Annotated in this window: 20 protein-coding genes; 4 read left to right on the forward strand and 16 right to left on the reverse strand. The window is 36.3% G+C overall.

Annotation, left to right across the window (positions count from 1 at the left end; all coding sequences use genetic code 11):
* Positions 1-40 precede the first annotated feature (40 nt).
* Entirely contained in the window at positions 41-940 is a 900-nt protein-coding gene (locus BHF70_RS02835) for a S8 family peptidase (RefSeq protein ID WP_075758856.1), read from the forward strand.
* Here the strand turns inward: BHF70_RS02835 and hemW are convergent.
* The 4 genes from hemW to gpr all read right to left on the reverse strand — a co-directional run bounded on the left by hemW (position 935) and on the right by gpr (position 5,917).
* Positions 935-2,074: a radical SAM family heme chaperone HemW gene (gene hemW, locus BHF70_RS02840; RefSeq protein ID WP_075758857.1), complete on the reverse strand. Its 1,140-nt coding sequence runs from the start codon at positions 2,072-2,074 to the stop codon at positions 935-937. The genes BHF70_RS02835 and hemW overlap by 6 nt on opposite strands.
* Complete coding sequence (gene lepA / locus BHF70_RS02845) at positions 2,064-3,875, reverse strand: translation elongation factor 4 (RefSeq protein WP_075758859.1); 1,812 nt, start codon at positions 3,873-3,875, stop codon at positions 2,064-2,066. Before lepA ends, hemW begins: the two co-directional genes overlap by 11 nt.
* A 62-nt stretch (positions 3,876-3,937) precedes the next feature.
* Positions 3,938-4,912, reverse strand: a complete 975-nt coding sequence (spoIIP, locus tag BHF70_RS02850) for a stage II sporulation protein P (RefSeq protein WP_242946296.1) — start codon at positions 4,910-4,912, stop codon at positions 3,938-3,940.
* Between the two features lie 144 nt (positions 4,913-5,056).
* Positions 5,057-5,917, reverse strand: a complete 861-nt coding sequence (gene gpr, locus BHF70_RS02855; RefSeq protein WP_075758862.1) for a GPR endopeptidase — start codon at positions 5,915-5,917, stop codon at positions 5,057-5,059.
* 192 nt (positions 5,918-6,109) lie between these two features.
* Between gpr and rpsT the strand changes: the two genes are divergently transcribed.
* Positions 6,110-6,373 (forward strand): 30S ribosomal protein S20, encoded by a 264-nt coding sequence (rpsT, locus tag BHF70_RS02860; protein WP_075758863.1) that lies wholly within the window; start codon positions 6,110-6,112, stop codon positions 6,371-6,373.
* A gap of 122 nt (positions 6,374-6,495) precedes the next feature.
* Here the strand turns inward: rpsT and holA are convergent, their stop codons facing one another.
* The 11 genes from holA to argC form a co-directional block, all read right to left on the reverse strand.
* On the reverse strand, positions 6,496-7,473 hold the full coding sequence (holA, locus tag BHF70_RS02865) for a DNA polymerase III subunit delta (protein ID WP_075758864.1): 978 nt from the start codon (positions 7,471-7,473) through the stop codon (positions 6,496-6,498).
* Between the two features lie 63 nt (positions 7,474-7,536).
* Positions 7,537-9,717, reverse strand: coding sequence for a DNA internalization-related competence protein ComEC/Rec2 (locus tag BHF70_RS02870; protein ID WP_075758865.1), 2,181 nt, complete (start codon positions 9,715-9,717; stop codon positions 7,537-7,539).
* A gap of 4 nt (positions 9,718-9,721) precedes the next feature.
* Entirely contained in the window at positions 9,722-10,240 is a 519-nt protein-coding gene (locus BHF70_RS02875) for a GerMN domain-containing protein (protein ID WP_075758866.1), read from the reverse strand.
* A 12-nt stretch (positions 10,241-10,252) separates the two neighbouring features.
* Entirely contained in the window at positions 10,253-11,653 is a 1,401-nt protein-coding gene (locus tag BHF70_RS02880; protein ID WP_075758867.1) for a sensor histidine kinase, read from the reverse strand.
* A 28-nt stretch (positions 11,654-11,681) separates the two neighbouring features.
* On the reverse strand, positions 11,682-12,371 hold the full coding sequence (locus tag BHF70_RS02885) for a response regulator transcription factor (protein ID WP_075758868.1): 690 nt from the start codon (positions 12,369-12,371) through the stop codon (positions 11,682-11,684).
* 20 nt (positions 12,372-12,391) lie between these two features.
* The gene (locus BHF70_RS02890; protein WP_075758869.1) at positions 12,392-12,955 is read right to left on the reverse strand and encodes a helix-hairpin-helix domain-containing protein; all 564 of its coding nucleotides are present in this window, start codon (positions 12,953-12,955) and stop codon (positions 12,392-12,394) included.
* 85 nt (positions 12,956-13,040) lie between these two features.
* Positions 13,041-13,478: a DMT family transporter gene (locus tag BHF70_RS02895; protein WP_075760500.1), complete on the reverse strand. Its 438-nt coding sequence runs from the start codon at positions 13,476-13,478 to the stop codon at positions 13,041-13,043.
* A gap of 81 nt (positions 13,479-13,559) precedes the next feature.
* Positions 13,560-14,750 (reverse strand): aspartate aminotransferase family protein, encoded by a 1,191-nt coding sequence (locus BHF70_RS02900; RefSeq protein ID WP_075758870.1) that lies wholly within the window; start codon positions 14,748-14,750, stop codon positions 13,560-13,562.
* A gap of 12 nt (positions 14,751-14,762) precedes the next feature.
* The gene (argB, locus tag BHF70_RS02905) at positions 14,763-15,671 is read right to left on the reverse strand and encodes an acetylglutamate kinase (protein WP_075758871.1); all 909 of its coding nucleotides are present in this window, start codon (positions 15,669-15,671) and stop codon (positions 14,763-14,765) included.
* A 14-nt stretch (positions 15,672-15,685) separates the two neighbouring features.
* Entirely contained in the window at positions 15,686-16,912 is a 1,227-nt protein-coding gene (gene argJ, locus BHF70_RS02910; protein WP_075758872.1) for a bifunctional ornithine acetyltransferase/N-acetylglutamate synthase, read from the reverse strand.
* Positions 16,913-17,011: 99 nt separating this feature from the next.
* Positions 17,012-18,052 carry an N-acetyl-gamma-glutamyl-phosphate reductase gene (gene argC / locus BHF70_RS02915; RefSeq protein ID WP_075758873.1) on the reverse strand — a complete coding sequence of 347 codons (1,041 nt, stop codon included), beginning with the start codon at positions 18,050-18,052 and terminating at the stop codon, positions 17,012-17,014.
* 238 nt (positions 18,053-18,290) lie between these two features.
* Here argC and BHF70_RS02920 point away from each other — a divergent pair, with 238 nt between their 5' ends.
* Complete coding sequence (locus BHF70_RS02920) at positions 18,291-19,511, forward strand: argininosuccinate synthase (protein ID WP_075758874.1); 1,221 nt, start codon at positions 18,291-18,293, stop codon at positions 19,509-19,511.
* A 106-nt stretch (positions 19,512-19,617) separates the two neighbouring features.
* On the opposite strand, the gene BHF70_RS02925 is transcribed toward BHF70_RS02920, so the two are convergent.
* Positions 19,618-20,043, reverse strand: coding sequence for a putative ABC transporter permease (locus BHF70_RS02925; protein ID WP_075758875.1), 426 nt, complete (start codon positions 20,041-20,043; stop codon positions 19,618-19,620).
* A gap of 209 nt (positions 20,044-20,252) precedes the next feature.
* Between BHF70_RS02925 and argH the strand changes: the two genes are divergently transcribed.
* Positions 20,253-21,635 carry an argininosuccinate lyase gene (gene argH / locus BHF70_RS02930; RefSeq protein ID WP_075758876.1) on the forward strand — a complete coding sequence of 461 codons (1,383 nt, stop codon included), beginning with the start codon at positions 20,253-20,255 and terminating at the stop codon, positions 21,633-21,635.
* The last annotated feature ends 7 nt before the right edge of the window (positions 21,636-21,642 follow it).

A 21,642-nucleotide genomic window follows, 5' to 3' on the forward strand; every position in this document is an offset into this window, starting at 1 on the left:
TGCTGTACGTATTCTATAATATAACAGTAGGGAGAAATCTATGTTACAATCCATCTCAGAACAAATTCATGCAGATCTTGCTCATAAACAGGGTCTTATGGGAAAAGGAATCGGTATTGCTTTTCTGGATACCGGTCTTTTTCCCCATAAAGACTTTGCTCCAGCTGATCATCGTATTGCTGCATTTATTGACTTTGTTAATCATAAAACCAAATACTATGACGACAATGGACATGGTACTCATATTACCGGAATAGCAGCTTCTTCCTGTCCTTATGGCAATGATATTCTTGGGATTGCTCCGAAATCACACATTATCTCATTAAAAGTTTTAAATTCTTTTGGAAATGGTATTCCATCCGCTTTTATCCGCGGTCTGGATTGGATTCATACAAACTATCAGAGTTATGATATTCGAATCGTAAACATCTCCATAGGCACTGCGCAAACCAACGAAGATGAATCTTCCAGAGAGATTCTTCGCTATGTGGATCAATTATGGGATGATGGTCTTATCGTTTGTATTGCCGGAGGCAATCACGGTCCAGGTCCTCAGAGTATCTCTATTCCCGGAAACAGCAGAAAAATCATCACCGTTGGTTCCAGCGATGACTTTATGAAAATCATAGGTAATTACCGTTTTTCCAGTCACTATTCCGGAAGAGGACCAACTCGTTCTTGTGTTATGAAACCTGATGTTGTAGCACCAGGAACAAATATTTATTCCTGCAGTATCAACAACCACTACACTATAAAAAGCGGTACTTCAATGGCAACCCCTGTGGTTTCCGGTGCAATGGCACTTTTAATCGAAAAATATCCATATTACACCAATAAAGACGCAAAACTAAAATTAAAAAACAATTGCGACCAATTAAAAACCCCCAGACACCATCAGGGCTGGGGGAAAATCAATCTAAAAAAATTATTAGACCTATAACAGGAATTCACACAATACCTGATTGCTGATAAGAATTCCTTTTTCCGTCAATGATAACATATCATCCTTTTCTTTCATCCATCCGCAGCCTATGGCTTTCTCTATTACATTCCTATAAAAATAATTCATAGGCTGATGGAATTTTTGCCTAAATTCTGTTCTTGATACCCCTTTGGTTTTACGAAGCCCCAAAAACATAAATTCTTCTATTTGTGCTTCCAAGGTTAAGGGTTTGGTTTCTTCAAACACTTTTGGAAAATAATCGGTTGCCAGATATTCATTCATAGAAAAAGAATTTTCAAAACGTTTTTCATCCAGATATGAAGCTGCATTAAGTCCTACTCCCAGATAAGGAATCTGTGACCAGTAACCCAGATTATGTATACACTCATAGCCCGGCTTGGCATAGTTAGATATCTCATACTTTTCATAACCATACTCTACAAGAATTTCTCCAGTCATCTTGTACATGGAAACTTCGTCTTCTTCTGACGGCAAATATAATCCAATAGATTCATCTTGTGCAAACCTTGTTCCCTCTTCAATGATCAGACTATATGCAGAAATATGCTCAGGCTTCAATTCTGCTACATTTCTAAGTGTTTCCTCATAAGATTTTATCGTTTGTTTTGGAATTGCACTCATCAGATCTACATTAATATTCTCAAACCCGGCTTTTCGTGCATCATAATAGCTTTCAAGAAACTCCTCATAAGTATGAATTCTTCCAAGATAAGAAAGTTCTTCCTGCCTTGTACTTTGAAGTCCAAAACTGATTCTACTAATTCCCGCATCATAATACATTCTTAATTTTTCAGCATCTACCGTTCCTGGATTAGCTTCTATGGTAACTTCTGCATTTTCCATGACAGAAAAGGATTGTCTGATAATCTGACACAATTTCTGAATATAAACTGCATCAATGGAAGATGGGGTCCCTCCTCCAATAAAAATTGTAGAAATCTTTCTGTCGCCGTCCAAATGATTGCCCCATTGTTCCAGTTCCTGATAAAGCTTTTCCATATATAACTTGACTGTAGTTTCTGATGCCTGAAAAGAACAAAAATCACAATAATTGCATTTTTGTATACAAAAAGGAATATGAACATATAATTCCAATTCTTTAGTCTTCATCCAGTTTTAACACACTCATAAATGCTTCCTGTGGAATTTCTACACTTCCAACCTGACGCATTCTCTTCTTTCCTTTCTTCTGTTTTTCCAACAGCTTTCTTTTTCTTGAAATATCTCCTCCATAACATTTTGCAAGAACGTCTTTTCTCATTGCCTTCACCGTTTCACGGGCAATAATTTTGCTTCCAATAGCTGCCTGAATAGGTATTTCAAATAAATGTCTTGGTATTTCTTCTTTTAATTTTGAACACATCTTTCTTCCACGTTCATAAGCAGTATCTTCGTGAACAATAAAAGATAAAGCATCCACTTCTTCTTTATTTATGAGAATATCCAATTTCACCAGTCTGGCTGTTTCATAACCCTTCATTTCATAATCCAGAGAGGCATATCCTCTGGAACGTGATTTTAAAGCATCAAAGAAATCATAAATAATCTCATTTAAAGGCAGTTCATATCGAAGAAGCGCTCTCGTTTCTTCCATATATTCCATTCCAAGATATACACCTCTTCGTTCCTGGCAAAGTCCCATAATGGCACCAACAAACTCAGAAGTCACCATGATTTCAGCCGTAACAATCGGTTCCTCCATATGATCAATCTCTGATGGATCCGGCAGATTGGATGGATTAGTCAATTCAATCATCGTTCCATCTGTCTTATATACACGGTAAATAACACCTGGTGCTGTAGTCACCAGATCCAGATTATATTCTCTCTCCAGACGTTCCTGAATGATTTCCAGATGTAGTAATCCTAAAAATCCACATCGGAATCCAAATCCAAGTGCAATGGAAGTTTCCGGTTCAAACTGAAGTGCAGCATCATTTAACTGAAGCTTTTCCAATGCATCTCTTAAATCCGGATATTTTGCTCCATCTGTTGGATATAATCCACAGTAAACCATTGGATTGACCTTTTTGTATCCAGGCAACGGCTCTGCACATGGATCATTCAAGTCAGTAATGGTATCACCCACTCTGGTTCCCTGTACATCTTTAAGACTTGCCGTCACATACCCTACCATTCCTGCTGTTAACTCATCACATGGAATAAACTGTCCTGCACCAAAGGTACCTACTTCTACAACTTCTGCAGATGCACCTGTGGCCATCATTTTCATCTTGGTTCCTGCTTTAATTGTCCCTTCCTTAATTCGTGTGAAAATAATAACCCCTTTGTATGCATCATAAATACTATCAAAAATCAATCCCTGCAAAGGTCCCTTTGAATCTCCTTTTGGAGCTGGAATTTTTGTTACAATCTGTTCAAGAACCTGCTCCACATTCAGCCCGCTTTTCGCTGATACCAATGGAGCATCTTCGGCATCAATTCCAATAACATCTTCAATTTCAGCTTTAACTCTCTCTGGATCTGCACTTGGTAAATCTATTTTATTGATAACAGGCATAATCTCCAGATCATGGTCCAATGCCAGATAAACATTTGCCAGTGTCTGTGCCTCTATTCCCTGCGCCGCATCAACAACTAAAATAGCACCTTCACATGCTGCAAGGCTTCGAGATACTTCATAGTTAAAATCAACATGTCCCGGAGTATCAATAAGATTAAAGATATATTCTTCTCCATCATCAGCCTTATATACAATACGTACTGCCTGAGACTTAATTGTAATTCCTCTTTCTCTTTCCAGATCCATATTATCCAGAACCTGTTCCTGCATTTCTCGATCGGTTAATGTTCCCGTCATCTGAATAATACGATCAGCTAACGTCGATTTCCCATGATCTATATGTGCAATAATACAAAAATTTCGAATCTTACTCTGATCTATAGCCATATGTTCCTCCTAAATAAATCAAGTACGCCCCGGCGTACCTGCCGTGAATGGCGTTAACTTATTTAGTATAACACATCATTTAATAATTCAGCAAGTAAACTCATAGATGCTTTTGCCTGCTTTACTGTATTGTTTTGTGCTCCAACCTCTACAAGAAGACTTCTTCCTCGATAATGCAGATTATATCGATATCCTTTAATATATATTTTTCTCGTGAATCCTGGATATTTCCTTGCTGCCTGTGCCTGAAGCTGCAAACTAAATGCAAGATTTTTTTTCTTATTTATATTTTTTAAATACTTTATATCACCATTACTTGCAGTACGGCTAATTCCATTAAAAAACATAATCTGTGCCATTTTTCTGCCATTTTGAGTAGTAATAAGTTTTGTGCTTTCTTTCACTCCATCTCTGTGAAGATCAATGATAACCTGTATTTCAGGATATTTTTTTAAATATTTTTCAATAGATACTGCTGCATAATTATATGCTCTGGAACGCTCTTCTTTTCCATTTTGCATATCATAAATCCTTCGATCATGTATTACACTGATACCTTTCTTTTTTAGATTTTGAGCCAGCGCATCACCTACACCTATTACTGTATCACTTTTTTTCCCTGGCCTGCTGTCTTTATACTGCTCGCTTCCATGAGTATGATAAATAAGGACCTGAGGAGACGAGGTTTTTTTCAGACTTAAATCCATATTCATTAATTGTTTTCCATTTATCTCACTATTTGTAACGGTTGTCGTACTGTCAATCTGATAAATGTACTTTCGCAAATACTGAGAATTTTCCCAATTTTTTATATGAAATTTTTTGCCGGATGTCTCAACCTCCTCTACGTGACCATCCGTTTCCTCATCGTCTTCAAAATAATAATAATTTTCTGATACCAGATCCAGCCCGGATGTTTTTTTATAATCTTCACTAAATTGAAGTACAGGTGCAGCCTCTTCCTTATACATGGCAATAATTTCGGACAATACGTCTCCATACAGGGACTGCTCTTTTTTATAAAGCACTGGAAACATTTCCCTTTCAAGACAATGGTAGAACCCATTTATCACCTCTGATATAAATTCCTGATGAGCGAACACTTTTATAAAAAAAATTATTATGATACACATCAGAGAAAAAATTGTAACTAACTTCCTTTTTTTATCCATATTTTCATTCTATTCATAATTTCCATGAATATGCAGTAATTGGTTAATTCCTTCAGAAATGGTATAGCTGATTCTTCTCATGGACTCATCTATATTTTTAGGAGTCACATGCATAGATATAAATTCTTCATCCAGTCTCTGGTAAGCTTTTTCCTGATTTTCTTCTTCTAATAGATCATTAATAATTGCAGGAACCGATATTACCGTAGGAACTCCTACTGCAAGAACCGGAATTCCTACAGTTCTTCTTGTAATTTCATTGCGGTGATTCCCTACCCCGGAGCCAGGTGCAATTCCTGTATCACTAATTTGTATTGTACGATTTAACCTATATGAACTTCTAGCAGCCAGTGCATCAATGGCTATCACATAATCAGGTTTTGTTTTATCAACCAGTGCCTCTAAAATTTCGCTTGTTTCAATTCCAGTCTGCGCCATCACACCAGGAGCAATAGCACTTAATTCCATAGCCGAATTTAACAGTCCCTCTTTCTTTAAATGTCTTGTTACATAAAGCTGTTCTACCACCTTAGGTCCAAGAGAATCTGCTGTTACGCCAGCATTTCCAAGTCCTGCCACCAGTACCTTGGCATTTCTTGGAATCATTTCCTTCAAATTGTCACATAACGCCTTACTCATTTCACGATGAAAATCACCATCATTTCGCGAAAGATTTTTTGCTTCAATGGTAATATACTGCCCTATAGGCTTTCCCAAAGCTTCTTCACCTTTTTTATTCTTGATAATGATCTTTGTTTCTTTCATATGATTGGCAGTATCAATTCTCGTCTTTACTGCCACTCCTGATAACAAAGATTCTTCTGTCATATCCTCTTTTAATTCCAGTGCCAAATCTGTACGGTTTTGCATACTCTTCTCCTTTTTTGTTAGTATTGTACTTTTTCAAAAAAATATGTGATTTTTAGTTTTTCTTATTGACAAAATTTACTTTCTTCTATAAAATATAACAGTATGTTTGTCTATGGCTTAACCGTGTCTCGCTGTAGACGAATACCGAAACGAATAGATATTATAAAGTTTTTTATATTGGAGGTGCCCACATTGGCAAACATTAAATCAGCAAAAAAAAGAATTAAAGTTATCGAAACAAAGACAGCTAGAAACAAAGCAATCAAAACTAAAGTTAAAACTTACATTAAAAAAGTTGACGCAGCTATCGCAGTTGGAGATAAAGCAGCAGCTGATGCAGCATTAACAGCATGCATTTCAGAAATCAACAAAGCAGCTTCTAAAGGAATTTTCCACAAAAACACAGCTGCAAGAAAAATTTCTCGTTTAACAAAAGCTGTAAACAAAGTAGCTTAATTTCAGATTATATATATAAAAAAAGAAGAGCAACCGTCAGCTCTTCTTTTTTTATTTCATCCCTGATTTCTCTAGCTTTCCTTGCATACTTCAACCCAACTCTTACAATTTGAACATTTCTCCTATTGGCTAAATTCAATTAATAATAGCTCTACTCCAACTCTATCGCTGATAATACCACTCTTAATCTGTTCATCGGTTTTTGCACAAGCTTCCACCATCTGATATAAAGTATCCATTCGAAACAATTTTGCCTGCTCTTTTAATTTTCCAACAACAAATGGCGGTACTTTTATTTTCTTTGCAATTGTACTATTGTTCTGTCCCCTGCTTTCAAGATCCTTAACCTGCAGCAACTGATTACACTGTCTTACCAGAAGAGCCAAAATACCAAAAGGTGATTCCTTTAACTCAATAAGATCATAATACAAAGTCAATACCTTATCCCTTTGTTTTCGGGCAATGGCCTCCAGCATAACAAAAATCTGGTTTGTTGTTTGAGAAGATGTTAATGCATCCAAATCTTTCTGTGTTATTTCAGTTCTGTCATCTGTATACGAAACCAGTTTTTCCAATTCATTTTTTAAAGTAAACATATCAGAACCACATCGATACAAAAAGCTGCGAAGTACAGGAGAAGACATCTGTTTCTGTTCTCTTTTCAGCAGTGACTGAATCCATTTAGCCAGGTCTTTATCACTTGCCGCCTCGAAAGATACAACATGCCCTTCTTTTGATAAATACTTGTAAATTTTGGATCTTTTATCCACATCATCTTCAATAAAAATCATAACTGTTGTATCAGCACATTCCTTCAATTGTTCCAGGAATTTATCATCTGTCTTTTTCCCAAGTCCCGTCTGATCCAGAATGATCAACCTGTGATCACTGAAAAAAGGAAGTGTTTTAGCCAGCTCTGCCACCTCCAGGGAGTCTGTTTTTTTTCCTTCAAAATATGAGTAATTCATGGTATCTTCCTTGGAAACTAGAGCATTTTTAAGCTGTTCCTTCATCTGAGATACCATATACTTCTCACTACCATAGAACAGATAGAATTTCGGATATGTATTTGTTTTAATATGTTCTAATATTTTTTTCATTTCATTCACTCACTTCAACTTTTGTAATAGTATGTTATCATATATTATAGTATTTTTCAGCATCTAATTTCGTCCTTTTATTATAACTGCACCTTCTTGATCCGTTCTTCGAATCTTTATATGATATTCCTTTAATCTTTTCATCACCTCCTGATGAGGGTGTCCATATCTGTTATTTTTTCCACATGAAATAATCCCTGTCAAAGGCTTTACAATATCCAGAAATTCCTTAGAGGTAGAATTTTTTGAGCCATGATGTGCAATTTTTACTATCTCTGTATTTTTAAGTCCTTCTTCCTTCAGTACTTTTTCTCCTTCTTTTTCCACATCCCCGGTAAGTAAAATTTTATATCCAAATACTTCTCCTTGCATCACCAGTGAAGCTGCATTTTTCTCTAGAGAACTATTCTTTTGAGGGTGAATGATATCCAGATAAAAATCCTGACCAGATATCTTATTTCCTTTTGATAAATAAAATACTTTGGCATTCATTCTTTCAGCTATTTTTTCTATTTTCATGTAATTTTGATCTTTCGGCACCGCAGGAAGTCCAAGGTATTCTATTTTCCCCATTTCCAGTAATTCCAGAATCCCAGAATAATGATCTGAATCCAAATGTGTTATAACTGCAATTTTCACTTTACGATACCCATAATATTTCAGACATGGTAACATCTGATACTTCCCAACATGATCCTTACTTGAACTTCCACCATCTATCACTACCATGCCGCCTTTTGTATTCATCATCACACAATCCCCTTGCCCAATATCCATGAAAACAATTGCCGGCATACGGATCATTGGTGTTATCAGAAGAATAAGGATTCCTGAATAAATCCCAATCATTTTAAAAGTAAAATTCTTTTTTAAATTTCCATTGATTATAATGCCTAATATTCCATAATAAATAAACACCCAAAACAATGGTACTTTTCCGACAGTAATCATTCCATATTTCAGCCTTGATAACCAGATTACAAAACGGAACATTGTATCTGATACTCGATGTATAGGAACATATGGTACCCACAAGAAACATACAGCAATTTCAAATGCCATAGATGCAACAGGTATTGCCACACAATTGGAAAGAAATGATAAAACCGGCGATTCATACTGAATGTAAATCATCATTGGCAACATTCCCATCTGAATATACAACGGAAACTTTACACTATTTAGAAATTTCTGAACATAATTTTTATATTGATTTTCCATCTGCTGAATAGATCCGATAGTAAAAACAGCTGTAAATGATAATAAAAATCCTGTATCCAAAATATAAAACGGTCTTTTCAGCAGTAATAAAATACCTGCAAAAGCACCTGCTGATAGAAGATCATATGGTCTCCCTGTTATTTGTGCCAGAAAATATACTCCTAGCATAATCCATGCACGAATTGCTGAAACAGAAAGTCCTGTAAGGATACAATAAAATCCTGCCGTTAAAAATCCTACAAAACTGCTTATAAGAAAGTTGATTCCCATTTTTCGGAGAATATTATAAATACTTCTTCCTGCCATGGAAATATGAAGCCCTGAGACTGCTAATAAATGAATCAATCCACTTTCTCTGAATTCATCTTTCTGGACATCCGAAATTTCTGATTTATCTCCAAGAAGCATCCCCTGTACTAACGGAATCGTATCTTTAGAGTACTGTTTTTGAATTTGATCCTTGAAATACTGCCGGCACTTCATAAAATAGTATTCCATTCCACCGGAACTGTAATTTAAGATTTGAATATGATCTGAAAAAGATGTGAAATAAATTCCCTTGCTAAGATAATAGTTTTTCAACGAAAACTCTCCAGGATTAGAACTGTTCTCCCAAAATTCCAGAGACCCCCATACGCCTATTTTATCTCCAGGATAAATATCTTCATCCCCGGAATAATAAAGGAGAATTTTCCCTTCATATCCCTGCCGTTTTAAAAGGCAGGTGAGACCTTTGTCTCTATTTGTCACTTTAATAACTTCTGACTGATAATAATTCTGCTGTTCATTTAAGACTTTCATCCATTCCTTCTGTGCCGAATATTTCTGCATTCCCATGACTGATAATCCCAGACACAGACCGGCAATGATTAACAGATAATTTTTACTTTTTCTGATAAGAACAGCGAAAACGATAGCTGACAAAAGAAAATAAAAAACCGCTGTTATGGACATTTCATTCCACACAGCGGCCACACCGGTCATACATCCGGCAAATATTAAAACCATCGGTCTGTTTTTCATAAAATCATTTCATTGGCAGTTCACCAAAGACAAAACTGTCACGTCCTAAAGCTCCAATAGCTTTTCCATCCGTATCCAGCATAGCTTTCCCGGAAACAGAAAAAGACACATAATTAATATCCTCCAGCTGAGTCAGTGTATAAACAATCCCTGCACGACAAATTAAATCTTCGTTTTCCGCAATTTTCTTATATCCCGTTGAAAAATCAATAGAAACAACATTACTGCTGACTGTCACGTTGTTCATAATTACTCTTTTGGGAATTGCTGATTTATACATGCTGTCTTTACGGTTGGTCTGCATCTCTTTTAAGAGAAGTTCCACTTTTTGCTGTCGATTATCTGTAGATGAAATTTTCTTTTTCACAGAAATTAAACGAGTACAGTCTTTATCAGTATAGTAAACAGCCACTCCTTCTTGCTTATCTGTTTTCTTTGTTTTCTTCTCTGACCGACATCCCGAAAATACAAACATTAGACAAAGACAGCACAAAAAAGCTATAATTTTTTTCTTTTTCATCATGATGTCATCCTCCTATACGTTGTATTTTAAAGGAATTCTAAAGGTAAATGTTGTTCCCTCTCCCACCTTGCTGTAAAGTTTGATTTCACCATTGTGCATCAGTACAGCATTATGAGCAATGGCAAGACCGAGTCCCGTTCCTCCGGTATCTCTGGATCTTGCTTTGTCAACACGGAAGAATCTGTCAAAAACTTTGTCCTGACAATCTTCCGGAATACCGACACCTGAATCAGCTACCTTCACATAAAAATATTTATGATCAGCATTCAGTGTCACACGTATCCATCCATCATCTTTATTATACTTGATTCCGTTTTCTATAATATTAGAAAGTGCCAGTGTCAATTTTACTTCATCGATTTCTGCTGTTACCGGTCGAAAACTTTCAAAAATCAGCTCGATATTACGCTGCTTTGCAATAGGTTTCAATCGTTTCATGATAATTTCCAGCAGTTCATTGATATTCACATTTGAAATCTCCAGTTTTGCTGCTTTTTTATCCATTTTAACAAGCGACAGCAGGTCTGAAATAATCACATTCTCCCTGTCAATTTCCGCAACAATATCTTCCATAAATTCCCGATACAATTCAACCGGAACCTGATCACCCTGCTGAAGAAGTGAATCCGCCAGAACTTTCATAGATGTCATTGGTGTCTTCAGCTCGTGAGATACATTGGATACAAATTCCTGCCTGGAATCCTCTAAGGTCTGCATCCTGGACAAAATCTCGTTAAAACGATGTACAATTTCCTGGACTTCAGTAAAACCTGACTCCCCGACAGAAGCATCTTCATGACCTGCAGCAATATAGTCAACATCTTTCTGAATCTTACGAAAATCTCTTGTAAGCAAATAACTTAAAACTACAGAAAAAGACAACCCGAAGATAATAAATGCAACCAAAAGCATATTCCTTCTTTCGCTCATGTCAGAAATTGCAGCCATAATATCCTTCTGAGGAACAGTACAGATTACTGCTCCTAAAACATCATCTCTACCTTCTGCCTCTGACACAATAGGAACCATGACTTCTGCATAATCGCCTTTTTCTCTGACAATACGTTTCTTTTTACCATCCATAATCTTCAGAATATCCTTATTCAAAAAATATCTGTCCTGAAAATCTGTATGAGTATCTTTTATGATTTTATAATTACTTTTTATGACTATGATTCGCCCGTTCATACTGGCAGCCAGCTGGTCTGTTTGCGTAGAAAGAGAGTTGGAGCTGCCATCTAAAATAAAATCAACTCCAACTACCTGATTGCCCAGCCATTTACACTGGTTTTCAATATGATCTATCTTCTGATCCAGTACTTTTTCACTATAACCGTCATTTAAGAATTTGCTAAATAATAATGAAATAAACACGGATAGAGAAAATACCGCAATTAATACGATAAACTGCATACTATGTAAGAAGGCGAACCTGTCCTTCTTACGCTTGAAAATAGTAACCTACCCCCCACTTTGTATGTACATAATCCGGTACACCTGGATTAACTTCAATCTTTTCTCTCAGTCTACGTATATGCACATCGACAGTTCTTGCATCTCCCGGATAATCATATCCCCATACAGTATTTAGCAAATCTTCTCTGCTATATACCTTGTTTGGATGAAACACTAATAATTCCAGCAAATCAAATTCTTTTGCTGTCAAATTCACCTCTTTACCATGAATATGAACTCTCCGACTCTCGCAGTCAATCTTCAGACCTCTTGACTCTATAACTTTTGGTGATTCTTCCACATGGGCATCATGATGTGCACTTCGACGCATAATCGCCTTGATTCTGGCTTTCACCTCAAGAATGTTAAATGGTTTTGTAATATAATCATCCGCACCATATTCCAATCCAAGGATCTTATCCATATCCTCACCCTTAGCTGTCAGCATCATAATTGGAACATTAGAAAATTCACGAATTGCCTGACACACTTCAAATCCTGTTAATCCCGGAAGCATAACATCCAAAAGGATAATATCATACTTTTTTTCTTTGGCCATTGCCAATGCTTCTTCACCATCGTAGGCACAATCAACCTGCATTTCATCTTGCTCAAGGCTGAATTTAAGTCCTTTAACGATTGATTTTTCATCATCAACAACTAATACCTTTCTCATTTTTCACACCTCTATATATTTTAAATTGTTATTTTGTCTTTTAATTTATCATAGATTCCCTCTTTTATCCCCTGGATTTTCATAATATCTTCGGCATTTGAAAAAGGACCATGTTCCTCTCTATATGAAATGATGGACTGTGCCTTGGATTCTCCTATTCCAGGCAATGTCATCAATTCTTCCTTTCCTGCAGTATTAATATCGATCTTTCCAGATTTGGATGTCTCTATATTTCCCTGTTTTTCTGGTACACTCTTACTGGTCTCTTTCTTTGATGGTACATAAATCTGCTGTCCGTCTTTCATCTTTTCTGCCTGATTAATGCTTTCTATTGAGGCCTTTGAAGTAAATCCTCCTGCTGCTTCTACAGCTGACACAATCCTTGCATCCTTAGGAAAACGATATACTCCTGGCTGCTTCACCTGACCGCAGATATAGACATAAATCTTCGATTCCTGCACAGACGAACTGGCCGCTGTCGTCTTCTCCTGTCGAATCTTTACATCTGACGTATCCGCGCACCCTGTCAAAAGAGTGAAAAACGACAGTAAAACAATAACTATCTGGACTCTTTTTAACAACATAAACCTCCCGGTCATTACAAAGAGTTCGGAACATGAAAATCTATCTATTATTGTAACTAAAATAATATTACTTTACAAGTGATATTTAAGATTTCCATTTAAATATTATAATACCTGCTACGAACAAAACAACTCCTGCTATTTTCATCCATTGAAAGCCGGACTTTTCAACCCCAAACAGTCCAAACACTTCAATCAGATAGGAAGCAATAATCTGTGATGACACAATCATCATGGCAGACTGTGCCGGTCCAAGTGCAGCAACACTTTTTATGACTGTAAATGTTATACCTGCACCAAAAATTCCTCCCAATAAAAGATATTTAGGTGATACTTTGGCAAGCATCATAAAGCTTTGATCTCTTTCCGTAAACAGCCAAATCAGAATACATGCGAGAAATCCTGTAAATTGCACAAATGTACTTGCTGTCCATATACTGCTTTGTTTTGTTACTTCCGTATTAAAGACCCCTTGTATACTCATTAACATTCCGGAAATCAATGCAATAATAAATCCAAACATAAAAAAAACCTCCATTTCTAAACTCAGACTTTTTTCATATCCATTAGTTTTTCCATGAAGATTTTTTCTATTCATTTCTCTTTATTCAAAACTTTCTTTCAGGATTTCTATCATTTCATCCACATGTTCTTTTTCAATAACAAGCGGCGGAACAAATCGGATTACATTATTTCCTGCCGAAATAAGAATCAACCCTTTTTCCAAAGCTTTTTTAACAATTTCACCTACCGGTTTTTCAGGTGCAAATTCAAGCCCCTGCATCAATGCAATACCACGATGTGCCGTAATAAAATCATATGAGTCTTTCAGCTCTTCCAGTTTTTCAAAAAGATAAGAACCGATTTCCCTTGCATGTTCTGGAATCTTCAATTCTTCAAACTGGTCAAACACTGCATTCACTGCTGCACAAGCCAATGGATTGCCTCCATAAGTTGTACCATGATCCCCAGGAACCAGTGCACCATCTGCTTTTTTATTCACAACAAATGCACCAACCGGAACTCCGCATCCTAATGCCTTTGCCACGGCAAGTACATCAGGTTTTACACCATAAAGATCATGTGCAAACATGGATCCGCATCGACCCATTCCACATTGCACTTCATCAAAAATCAGAAGAATATCTTTTTCATCACAGACTTTTCTTAATCCTTCAAGGAACTCTGGATCAGCAGGATAAATTCCCCCTTCACCTTGTACGACCTCACAAATAATTCCACATGTCTTATCTGTAATTTTTGAAACCACATCTTCCAGATTATTATACTCTGCAAATACTGCACGGAACTGCTCTGGCACAAATCCATCCTGATAATGTGCATTTCCTGTAACCGATAATGCTCCCTGGCTTCTTCCATGGAAAGAATGATTCATTGCAATAAATTCATAATCTTTAGAATTATCTTTATTATATGCATATTTTCTTGCAACCTTCAAAGCTCCTTCAATTGCCTCTGTCCCACTATTGGTAAAAAATACTTTTTCCATCTTAGAAGCTTCCACAATTTTTTTTGCTGCTTCTACTGCAGGAATATTATAATATAAATTGGAAGTATGAATCAGTTTGTCAATCTGATCTTTTAACGCATTATTATAAGCCTGATTTCCATAACCCAATGCAAACACTGCAATTCCAGCACCAAAGTCTAAATATTTCTTATGATCCACATCATATAAATAGACTCCTTCTCCTTTTTCAAAAACCACTGGAAAACGATTATATGTTTTTAATATGTACTGTTCTCCCTGGTTCATATAATCCTTTTGTGTCATAATTCCTCCTAATTAAAATAATGGTTTATCAAATAACGGTTCTTTCAAAATAGCTGTTCCAATACCTTTTTCTGTGAAAAATTCCAGCAACAGACAGTTGTGAACACGTCCATCCAGAATATGGACTCTTGCAACACCATTCTCAATCGCATCAATACAGTTGTTCAGTTTTGGAAGCATTCCTCCTCCAACAACCCCATTGTCAATAAACTCTCTTGCCTGTGCCAGATCCATTTCAGAAATTAAAGTTGATTTATCTTCAGGATCAACAAATACACCTTCTATATCAGTTAAAAATACCAGTTTTTCTGCGTTTAATGCAGTGGCAACTGCACATGCAGTATCATCTGCATTAATATTATATCCTTCATAATTTTCACCCAGTCCGATTGGGGAAATTACAGGGACAAAATCATCTTCAATCAATGCTTCCAGAAGTTCTGTATTAACTTCTGTTACTTCTCCAACATATCCCAGATCTTTTCCTGGCATCTCTTTTTTCTTGACACGAATCATTTCCGCATCTTTTCCTGATAATCCAACTGCTTTTACACCCATTTCTGCCATCATGGCAACAAGCTGCTGATTCACTTTAAAAAGTACCATTTCTGCCACTTCCATAGTTTCTTTATCAGTTACACGTAAACCATGATAAAATTCAGGTTCTTTTCCAGACATACGTACCCACTTACTGATTTCTTTTCCTCCACCGTGTACGATAATAGGTTTCATACCAATCAGTTTTAACAGTGCCACATCACGAATCACACTTTTTTGTAATTCTTTGTCTTTCATTGCACTTCCGCCGTATTTTACAACAACATAGCAGTTATTAAATCTACGGATATATGGTAATGCTTCAATTAAAACTTTCGCTTTTTCCTGGGATTCTTCAATTACATTTAACTGTTTCTGAGTCATCTTTTTTCTCCTTTTTATGATCTATAGTCTGCATTGATGCTGACATAATCATGTGTCAGATCACATCCCCATGCAGTTGCTTCTTTATTTCCATTATGTACATCAATATCTGCTGTTACCACATCTCCTGAAAGAATTTCTGTTGCGTAGTCCTCAGAATAATCTGTGGCTATTCCATCTTTTACAATATCAACAGAGCCTGCTTCACTTTTTAAAGTAATATCAACCTTTTCAGGATCAAATTCAACTCCTGAATAACCTAGCGCACAAAGAATTCTTCCCCAGTTGGCATCTTTTCCATAAATAGCTGCTTTTGTAAGACTGGATGTGACCACAGATTTACTAAGAATCTTAGCATTTTCTTTTGTATCCGCACCTGCCACATGAACTTCAAATAATCTGGTACATCCTTCACCATCTGCTGCAATCTGCTTGGCCAATGCCTGATTTACATATAAAAGACCTTCCTTAAATGCATTATAATCTGCATTTTTCTCTGTAATTTTCGCATTTTCAGCCATACCATTTGCCATAACAAATACAGTATCATTGGTAGATGTATCTCCATCTACGGAAATCATATTAAAAGTATCCTCAATCAATTCTCTCTGCAATTCCAAAAGCAGTGATTTTTCAATATTCGCATCTGTTGTAATAAAACCAAGCATTGTACCCATATTCGGATGAATCATTCCTGATCCTTTACACATTCCTGCAATCGTCACTTCTTTTCCTGCAACCTCAACAACAACTGCTGCTTCTTTCGGTTTTGTATCTGTTGTAAGAATAGCCCAGGAAGCATCCTTACTGCTTTCCCTGTCATGCTTTAGCTCTGGAACCAGCTTCTTGATGCCATCCTCAATGATCTCCATAGGCAGTTGCTGACCAATGACCCCTGTAGATCCAACAACAACTTCCTCTGGTTTGATTTTCAGAAGTTCCGCAACCAGTTCTGCTTCTTTTTCTACATTTCCATATCCCTGTGTTCCGGTACATGCATTTGCGATTCCTGTATTTACCACAGCCGCTCTTACGTTTTCCTGCTCTGCAACAATCTTCTGCCCCCACAAGACAGGTGCCGCTTTTACGATATTCTTTGTAAAGGTACCTGCAATAGCAGCCGGCTGTTCACTAAAAATCATTGCCATATCTTTATTTGTTTTTCCAGATTTAATTCCCACACGAAGACCTGCTGCCAGAAATCCCTTCGGGGAAGTAACCCCACCTTCTATCACTTTCATAGGTTTCTTTTCCTTTCTTTATCCATATCCTCTTTCATATTCTATCTTCTCTTTGACACAAACTATTCTTACAAATCGGATCTGATAAATATTATATTTCTATGGGAACATTGGTACCAGTTCCAGACCCTCTGTTTCTTTCAATCCAAACATAATGTTCATATTCTGTACCGCCTGTCCTGCCGCACCTTTCACAAGATTATCCATAGCTCCCATCATAATGATTCTGTTTGTTCTCTGATCGATTTTGAAGTTTACATCTACATAATTACTGCCTTCTACCCATCGTGTTTCAGGGCAGACATCTTTGTCCAGTACTCTTACGAAATATTCATCTTTATAATAGGAATCGTAAATTGCTTTTACTTCCTCATATGATACATCTTTCTTTAATGTCGCATATGCTGTAACAAGAATTCCACGATTCATTGGTACAAGATGAGGAGTAAAGTTTAATAAAACTTTTTCTCCAGATGCATAGCTTAACTGATCTTCAATTTCCGGTGTGTGTCTATGGGTTGCAACACCATATGCTTTAATATTTTCATTGACTTCACAGTACAGATTATTTACTTTTGCTCCTCGACCTGCTCCTGATGTACCTGATTTTGCATCAATAATAACTGAATTCATATCAATCAATCCTTCTTTTGCCATTGGATAGATTGACAGTGTAGAGCATGTTGGATAGCATCCAGGGTTTGCGATCAATCGAGCTTTAGCCACATCTTTTCTATTTATTTCACAAAGGCCATATACTGCCTCATCTATAAACTCAGGACTCTGATGCTTGATTCCATACCATTCTTCATATCGATTTACATCTTTTATACGAAAATCCGCACTTAAATCAATAATTTTTACTTTAGATAACACTTCTTCTGATACTAAAGAGCTGCACAGTCCCTGAGGTGTTGCCGTAAATATTACATCAACCTTTTCTGCAAGTTCATCCATATTATCATCCAGACATTTATCATCAACAATCTGGAACATATTATGAAAAACATCATAATATTTCTGATCTATGTAACTTCTGGATCCATACCAGACAACTTCTGCATCTTTATGCTGGGTCAATAATCTTACCAGCTCCTGCCCCGCATATCCTGTGGATCCGATAATTCCTGCTTTTATCATCTTAAACTCCTCTTTCATCTTCTATATTATATGTAAATTTAAAGTCATGCAATTTAGTATACAACTCCATTTTAAAATATGCAACACTTTTGTATAAATATACATATATTTTTTGTTTTATGCATATTTCTTTCGTGAATATTCATTGAAAATGTAAAAAACCCCTTGCAAAACGTAAGAATATAACGTATATTATTAATCAGTGATTAGATAACACATTTAGGAGGACATATTTAAGATGAAAGAAAAGGTTATTTTAGCATATTCAGGCGGACTTGATACAACAGCAATTATTCCATGGTTAAAAGAAAATTATGATTATGAAGTTATCTGCTGCTGTGTTGACTGTGGACAGGAAGAAGAATTAGATGGTCTGGAAGAAAGAGCAAAATATTCAGGCGCTTCTAAATTATATATTGTTGATATTACTGATGAATTCTGTGATGATTATATTGTTCCATGTGTACAGGCTGGTGCAGTCTATGAAAACAAATATTTACTTGGTACTTCTATGGCTCGTCCAGGTATTGCAAAAGCATTGGTTGATATTGCACGTAAAGAAGGTGCTTCTGCTATCTGCCATGGAGCAACAGGAAAAGGTAATGACCAGATTCGTTTTGAATTAGGTATCAAAGCACTTGCTCCAGATTTAAAAATCATTGCTGCATGGAGAGATGACAAATGGAATATGGATTCTCGTGAATCTGAAATCGAATATTGCAAAGCTCATGGAATCGATCTTCCATTCTCTGCTGATCAGAGTTACAGCCGTGACCGTAACTTATGGCACATCAGCCATGAAGGTCTGGAATTAGAAGATCCTGCAAATGAACCAGACTATGACCATTTATTAGTATTAGGAGTTTCTCCTGAAAAGGCACCAGATGAAGGTGAATATGTAACCATGACCTTTGAAAAGGGTGTACCTACTTCTATTAATGGTGAAGAAATGAAAGTTTCTGATATTATCCGTAAATTAAATGAATTAGGTGGAAAACATGGTATCGGTATCGTAGATATCGTTGAAAACCGTGTTGTTGGTATGAAATCCCGTGGTGTATACGAAACTCCAGGTGGAACCATCCTGATGGAAGCTCATGATCAGCTGGAAGAACTGGTTTTAGATCGTGCTACAATGGAAGTAAAAAAAGATATGGCAAACAAACTTGCTCAGATCGTTTATGAAGGTAAATGGTTTACTCCTCTTCGTGAAGCAGTTCAGGCTTTTGTTGAGTCAACACAGGAATATGTAACTGGTGAAGTAAAATTCAAACTGTATAAAGGTAACATTATCAAAGCCGGTACTACTTCTCCATATTCTTTATATAGTGAATCTCTCGCATCTTTTACAACTGGTGACTTATATGATCATCATGATGCAGAAGGATTTATCACATTATTCGGACTTCCATTAAAAGTTCGTGCAATGAAAATGCAGGCATTAAAGGAAGATAAATAGTTAACAACTCAAACTTTTTTAATAGCAAAAACCACTAGAAGTCATTTTTTGACCGCTGGTGGTTTTTCTTATCATATAAATTGTAAACCATATTTGTGCCATATGTTTATAAGATTTTATAATGAGGTTTTTCTTCCTGGAACAATTTATATCGCAAATAATCATCCAGCACAATGGCGATACCTGATACCAGAAACCATAATACAGTATAAAGCAGGCATATCTGCCCCATGAAATTATATGGCAGATGTGAATAATCCCATATGTCCATTTTCAGCCAGACATTCACAATTAGTCCAGTAATAAATTCTAATGTTGTAATAATCAAGGATGACAGTACCATCTGACTAATAAAACTCATTTCTATTTTTACATTTTCATTTAAAAGACCGCAGCAAAGGAAACAGGCGCCTCCACAAAGAAACATCGAGTAATGTGAATATCCTCTAACTAAAATTTCCAAAAAGAAATATGCCATTCCACCAATTGCAAACAAAATCACATGTTTTTCGATTTCAAGTTTTTTTTCCATTTTCTCTCCTATACCCGATTTTCTCCAACTAAATTATATTTTGCACTTTTTCATTTACTTATATTCTTAAGAAAATCAAAAAAATATGGTAAACACCTTCTATTTCGTGTAAAATAGTGAAAGTAAGTACATTTATTTTTCAGATGTTCTTTCAACCATAAAAATGATGTAAATCATAAAATAAATATACAGAAAAGAGGATTTTATTTATGGCACAATTATGGGGTGGTCGTTTTACAAAGGAAACTGACCAGTTAGTTTACAACTTTAATGCATCAATCTCTTTTGATCAGAAATTTTATAAACAGGATATTCAGGGAAGTATTGCTCATGTAACAATGCTTGCCAGCGTTGGCGTTCTTACAGATGCGGAACGAGATCAGATCATTGATGGATTACATAGTATTTTAAATGATATTGAGACAGGTGCAGTTGAAATCACCAGCGAATATGAAGATATCCATAGTTTTGTTGAAGCAAACTTAATTGACCGTATCGGGGATGTAGGTAAAAAACTTCATACAGGACGCAGCCGTAACGACCAGGTTGCACTGGATATGAAACTGTATACACGAGATGAAATCGTAGAAATCAAAGGTCTTGTAAAAGATCTGATGGTAACCCTTCATAATATTATGAAAGAAAATATTGATGCTTTTATGCCAGGTTTTACCCATCTTCAGAAAGCACAGCCTGTTACCCTTGCACATCATGTAGGAGCTTATATGGAAATGTTCAAAAGGGATTACAGCCGCCTGTGTGATATCTATGACAGAATGAATTACTGTCCTTTAGGTTCTGGTGCTCTTGCAGGAACCACTTACCCTCTGGACAGAGAACAGACTGCACAACTGCTCGGTTTTTACGGACCTACATTAAACAGTATGGATTCTGTGTCTGACCGTGATTATGTTATTGAGCTCCTTTCTGCATTGTCTACCATTATGATGCATTTAAGCCGTTTCAGTGAAGAAATCATCATCTGGAATTCCAATGAATATCAGTTTGTTTCCATTGATGATGGGTTCAGTACCGGAAGCAGTATCATGCCTCAGAAAAAAAATCCTGACATTGCAGAACTGGTCCGTGGAAAAACCGGCAGAGTTTATGGTGCTCTAACTACAATTCTGACCACTATGAAAGGTATTCCTCTTGCTTATAACAAAGATATGCAGGAGGACAAGGAATTAACATTCGATGCTATTGATACAGTAAAAGGATGTATTTCTCTGTTTAATGGTATGATGAAAACCATGACTTTCAACTATTCTAATATGGAATCTAGTGCGAAAAACGGTTTCACTAATGCTACTGATGCTGCCGACTATCTTGTAAACCATGGTGTTCCTTTCCGTGATGCCCATGGAATCGTTGGACAGCTTGTTCTTCTTTGTATCGAGAAAAATATTTCTCTGGACGAATTACCTCTTATAGAGTATAAAGCAATCAGTCCGGTATTTGAGGAAGATATCTATGAAGCAATCAGTATGAAGACCTGTGTTGAAAAGCGTAATACCATTGGTGCCCCTGGCCATGATGCAATGGAAAAAGTTATCGCACTAAACGAAACATATCTGACTGATTTAAAATAAATAAGGA

This window comes from Anaerostipes sp. 494a (assembly GCF_001940315.1).
Classification (GTDB): domain Bacteria; phylum Bacillota; class Clostridia; order Lachnospirales; family Lachnospiraceae; genus Anaerostipes; species Anaerostipes faecalis.

Excerpts from the sequence above, each read along its gene's own strand:
- BHF70_RS02900 (WP_075758870.1), bottom strand. The coding sequence starts at position 14,750 with ATGACACAAAAGGATTATATGAACCAGGGAGAACAGTACATATTAAAA.
- gpr (WP_075758862.1), bottom strand. The coding sequence starts at position 5,917 with ATGCAAAACCGTACAGATTTGGCACTGGAATTAAAAGAGGATATGACA.
- BHF70_RS02885 (WP_075758868.1), bottom strand. The coding sequence starts at position 12,371 with ATGAGAAAGGTATTAGTTGTTGATGATGAAAAATCAATCGTTAAAGGA.
- argC (WP_075758873.1), bottom strand. The coding sequence starts at position 18,052 with ATGATAAAAGCAGGAATTATCGGATCCACAGGATATGCGGGGCAGGAG.
- BHF70_RS02875 (WP_075758866.1), bottom strand. The coding sequence starts at position 10,240 with ATGATGAAAAAGAAAAAAATTATAGCTTTTTTGTGCTGTCTTTGTCTA.
- BHF70_RS02835 (WP_075758856.1), top strand. The coding sequence starts at position 41 with ATGTTACAATCCATCTCAGAACAAATTCATGCAGATCTTGCTCATAAA.
- hemW (WP_075758857.1), bottom strand. The coding sequence starts at position 2,074 with ATGAAGACTAAAGAATTGGAATTATATGTTCATATTCCTTTTTGTATA.
- BHF70_RS02895 (WP_075760500.1), bottom strand. The coding sequence starts at position 13,478 with ATGTTTGGATTTATTATTGCATTGATTTCCGGAATGTTAATGAGTATA.
- BHF70_RS02890 (WP_075758869.1), bottom strand. The coding sequence starts at position 12,955 with ATGTTGTTAAAAAGAGTCCAGATAGTTATTGTTTTACTGTCGTTTTTC.
- argH (WP_075758876.1), top strand. The coding sequence starts at position 20,253 with ATGGCACAATTATGGGGTGGTCGTTTTACAAAGGAAACTGACCAGTTA.
- lepA (WP_075758859.1), bottom strand. The coding sequence starts at position 3,875 with ATGGCTATAGATCAGAGTAAGATTCGAAATTTTTGTATTATTGCACAT.
- BHF70_RS02925 (WP_075758875.1), bottom strand. The coding sequence starts at position 20,043 with ATGGAAAAAAAACTTGAAATCGAAAAACATGTGATTTTGTTTGCAATT.
- holA (WP_075758864.1), bottom strand. The coding sequence starts at position 7,473 with ATGAAAAAAATATTAGAACATATTAAAACAAATACATATCCGAAATTC.
- argJ (WP_075758872.1), bottom strand. The coding sequence starts at position 16,912 with ATGAAAGTGATAGAAGGTGGGGTTACTTCCCCGAAGGGATTTCTGGCA.
- BHF70_RS02920 (WP_075758874.1), top strand. The coding sequence starts at position 18,291 with ATGAAAGAAAAGGTTATTTTAGCATATTCAGGCGGACTTGATACAACA.
- spoIIP (WP_242946296.1), bottom strand. The coding sequence starts at position 4,912 with ATGTTTCCAGTGCTTTATAAAAAAGAGCAGTCCCTGTATGGAGACGTA.
- BHF70_RS02880 (WP_075758867.1), bottom strand. The coding sequence starts at position 11,653 with ATGCAGTTTATCGTATTAATTGCGGTATTTTCTCTATCCGTGTTTATT.
- BHF70_RS02870 (WP_075758865.1), bottom strand. The coding sequence starts at position 9,717 with ATGAAAAACAGACCGATGGTTTTAATATTTGCCGGATGTATGACCGGT.
- argB (WP_075758871.1), bottom strand. The coding sequence starts at position 15,671 with ATGACTCAGAAACAGTTAAATGTAATTGAAGAATCCCAGGAAAAAGCG.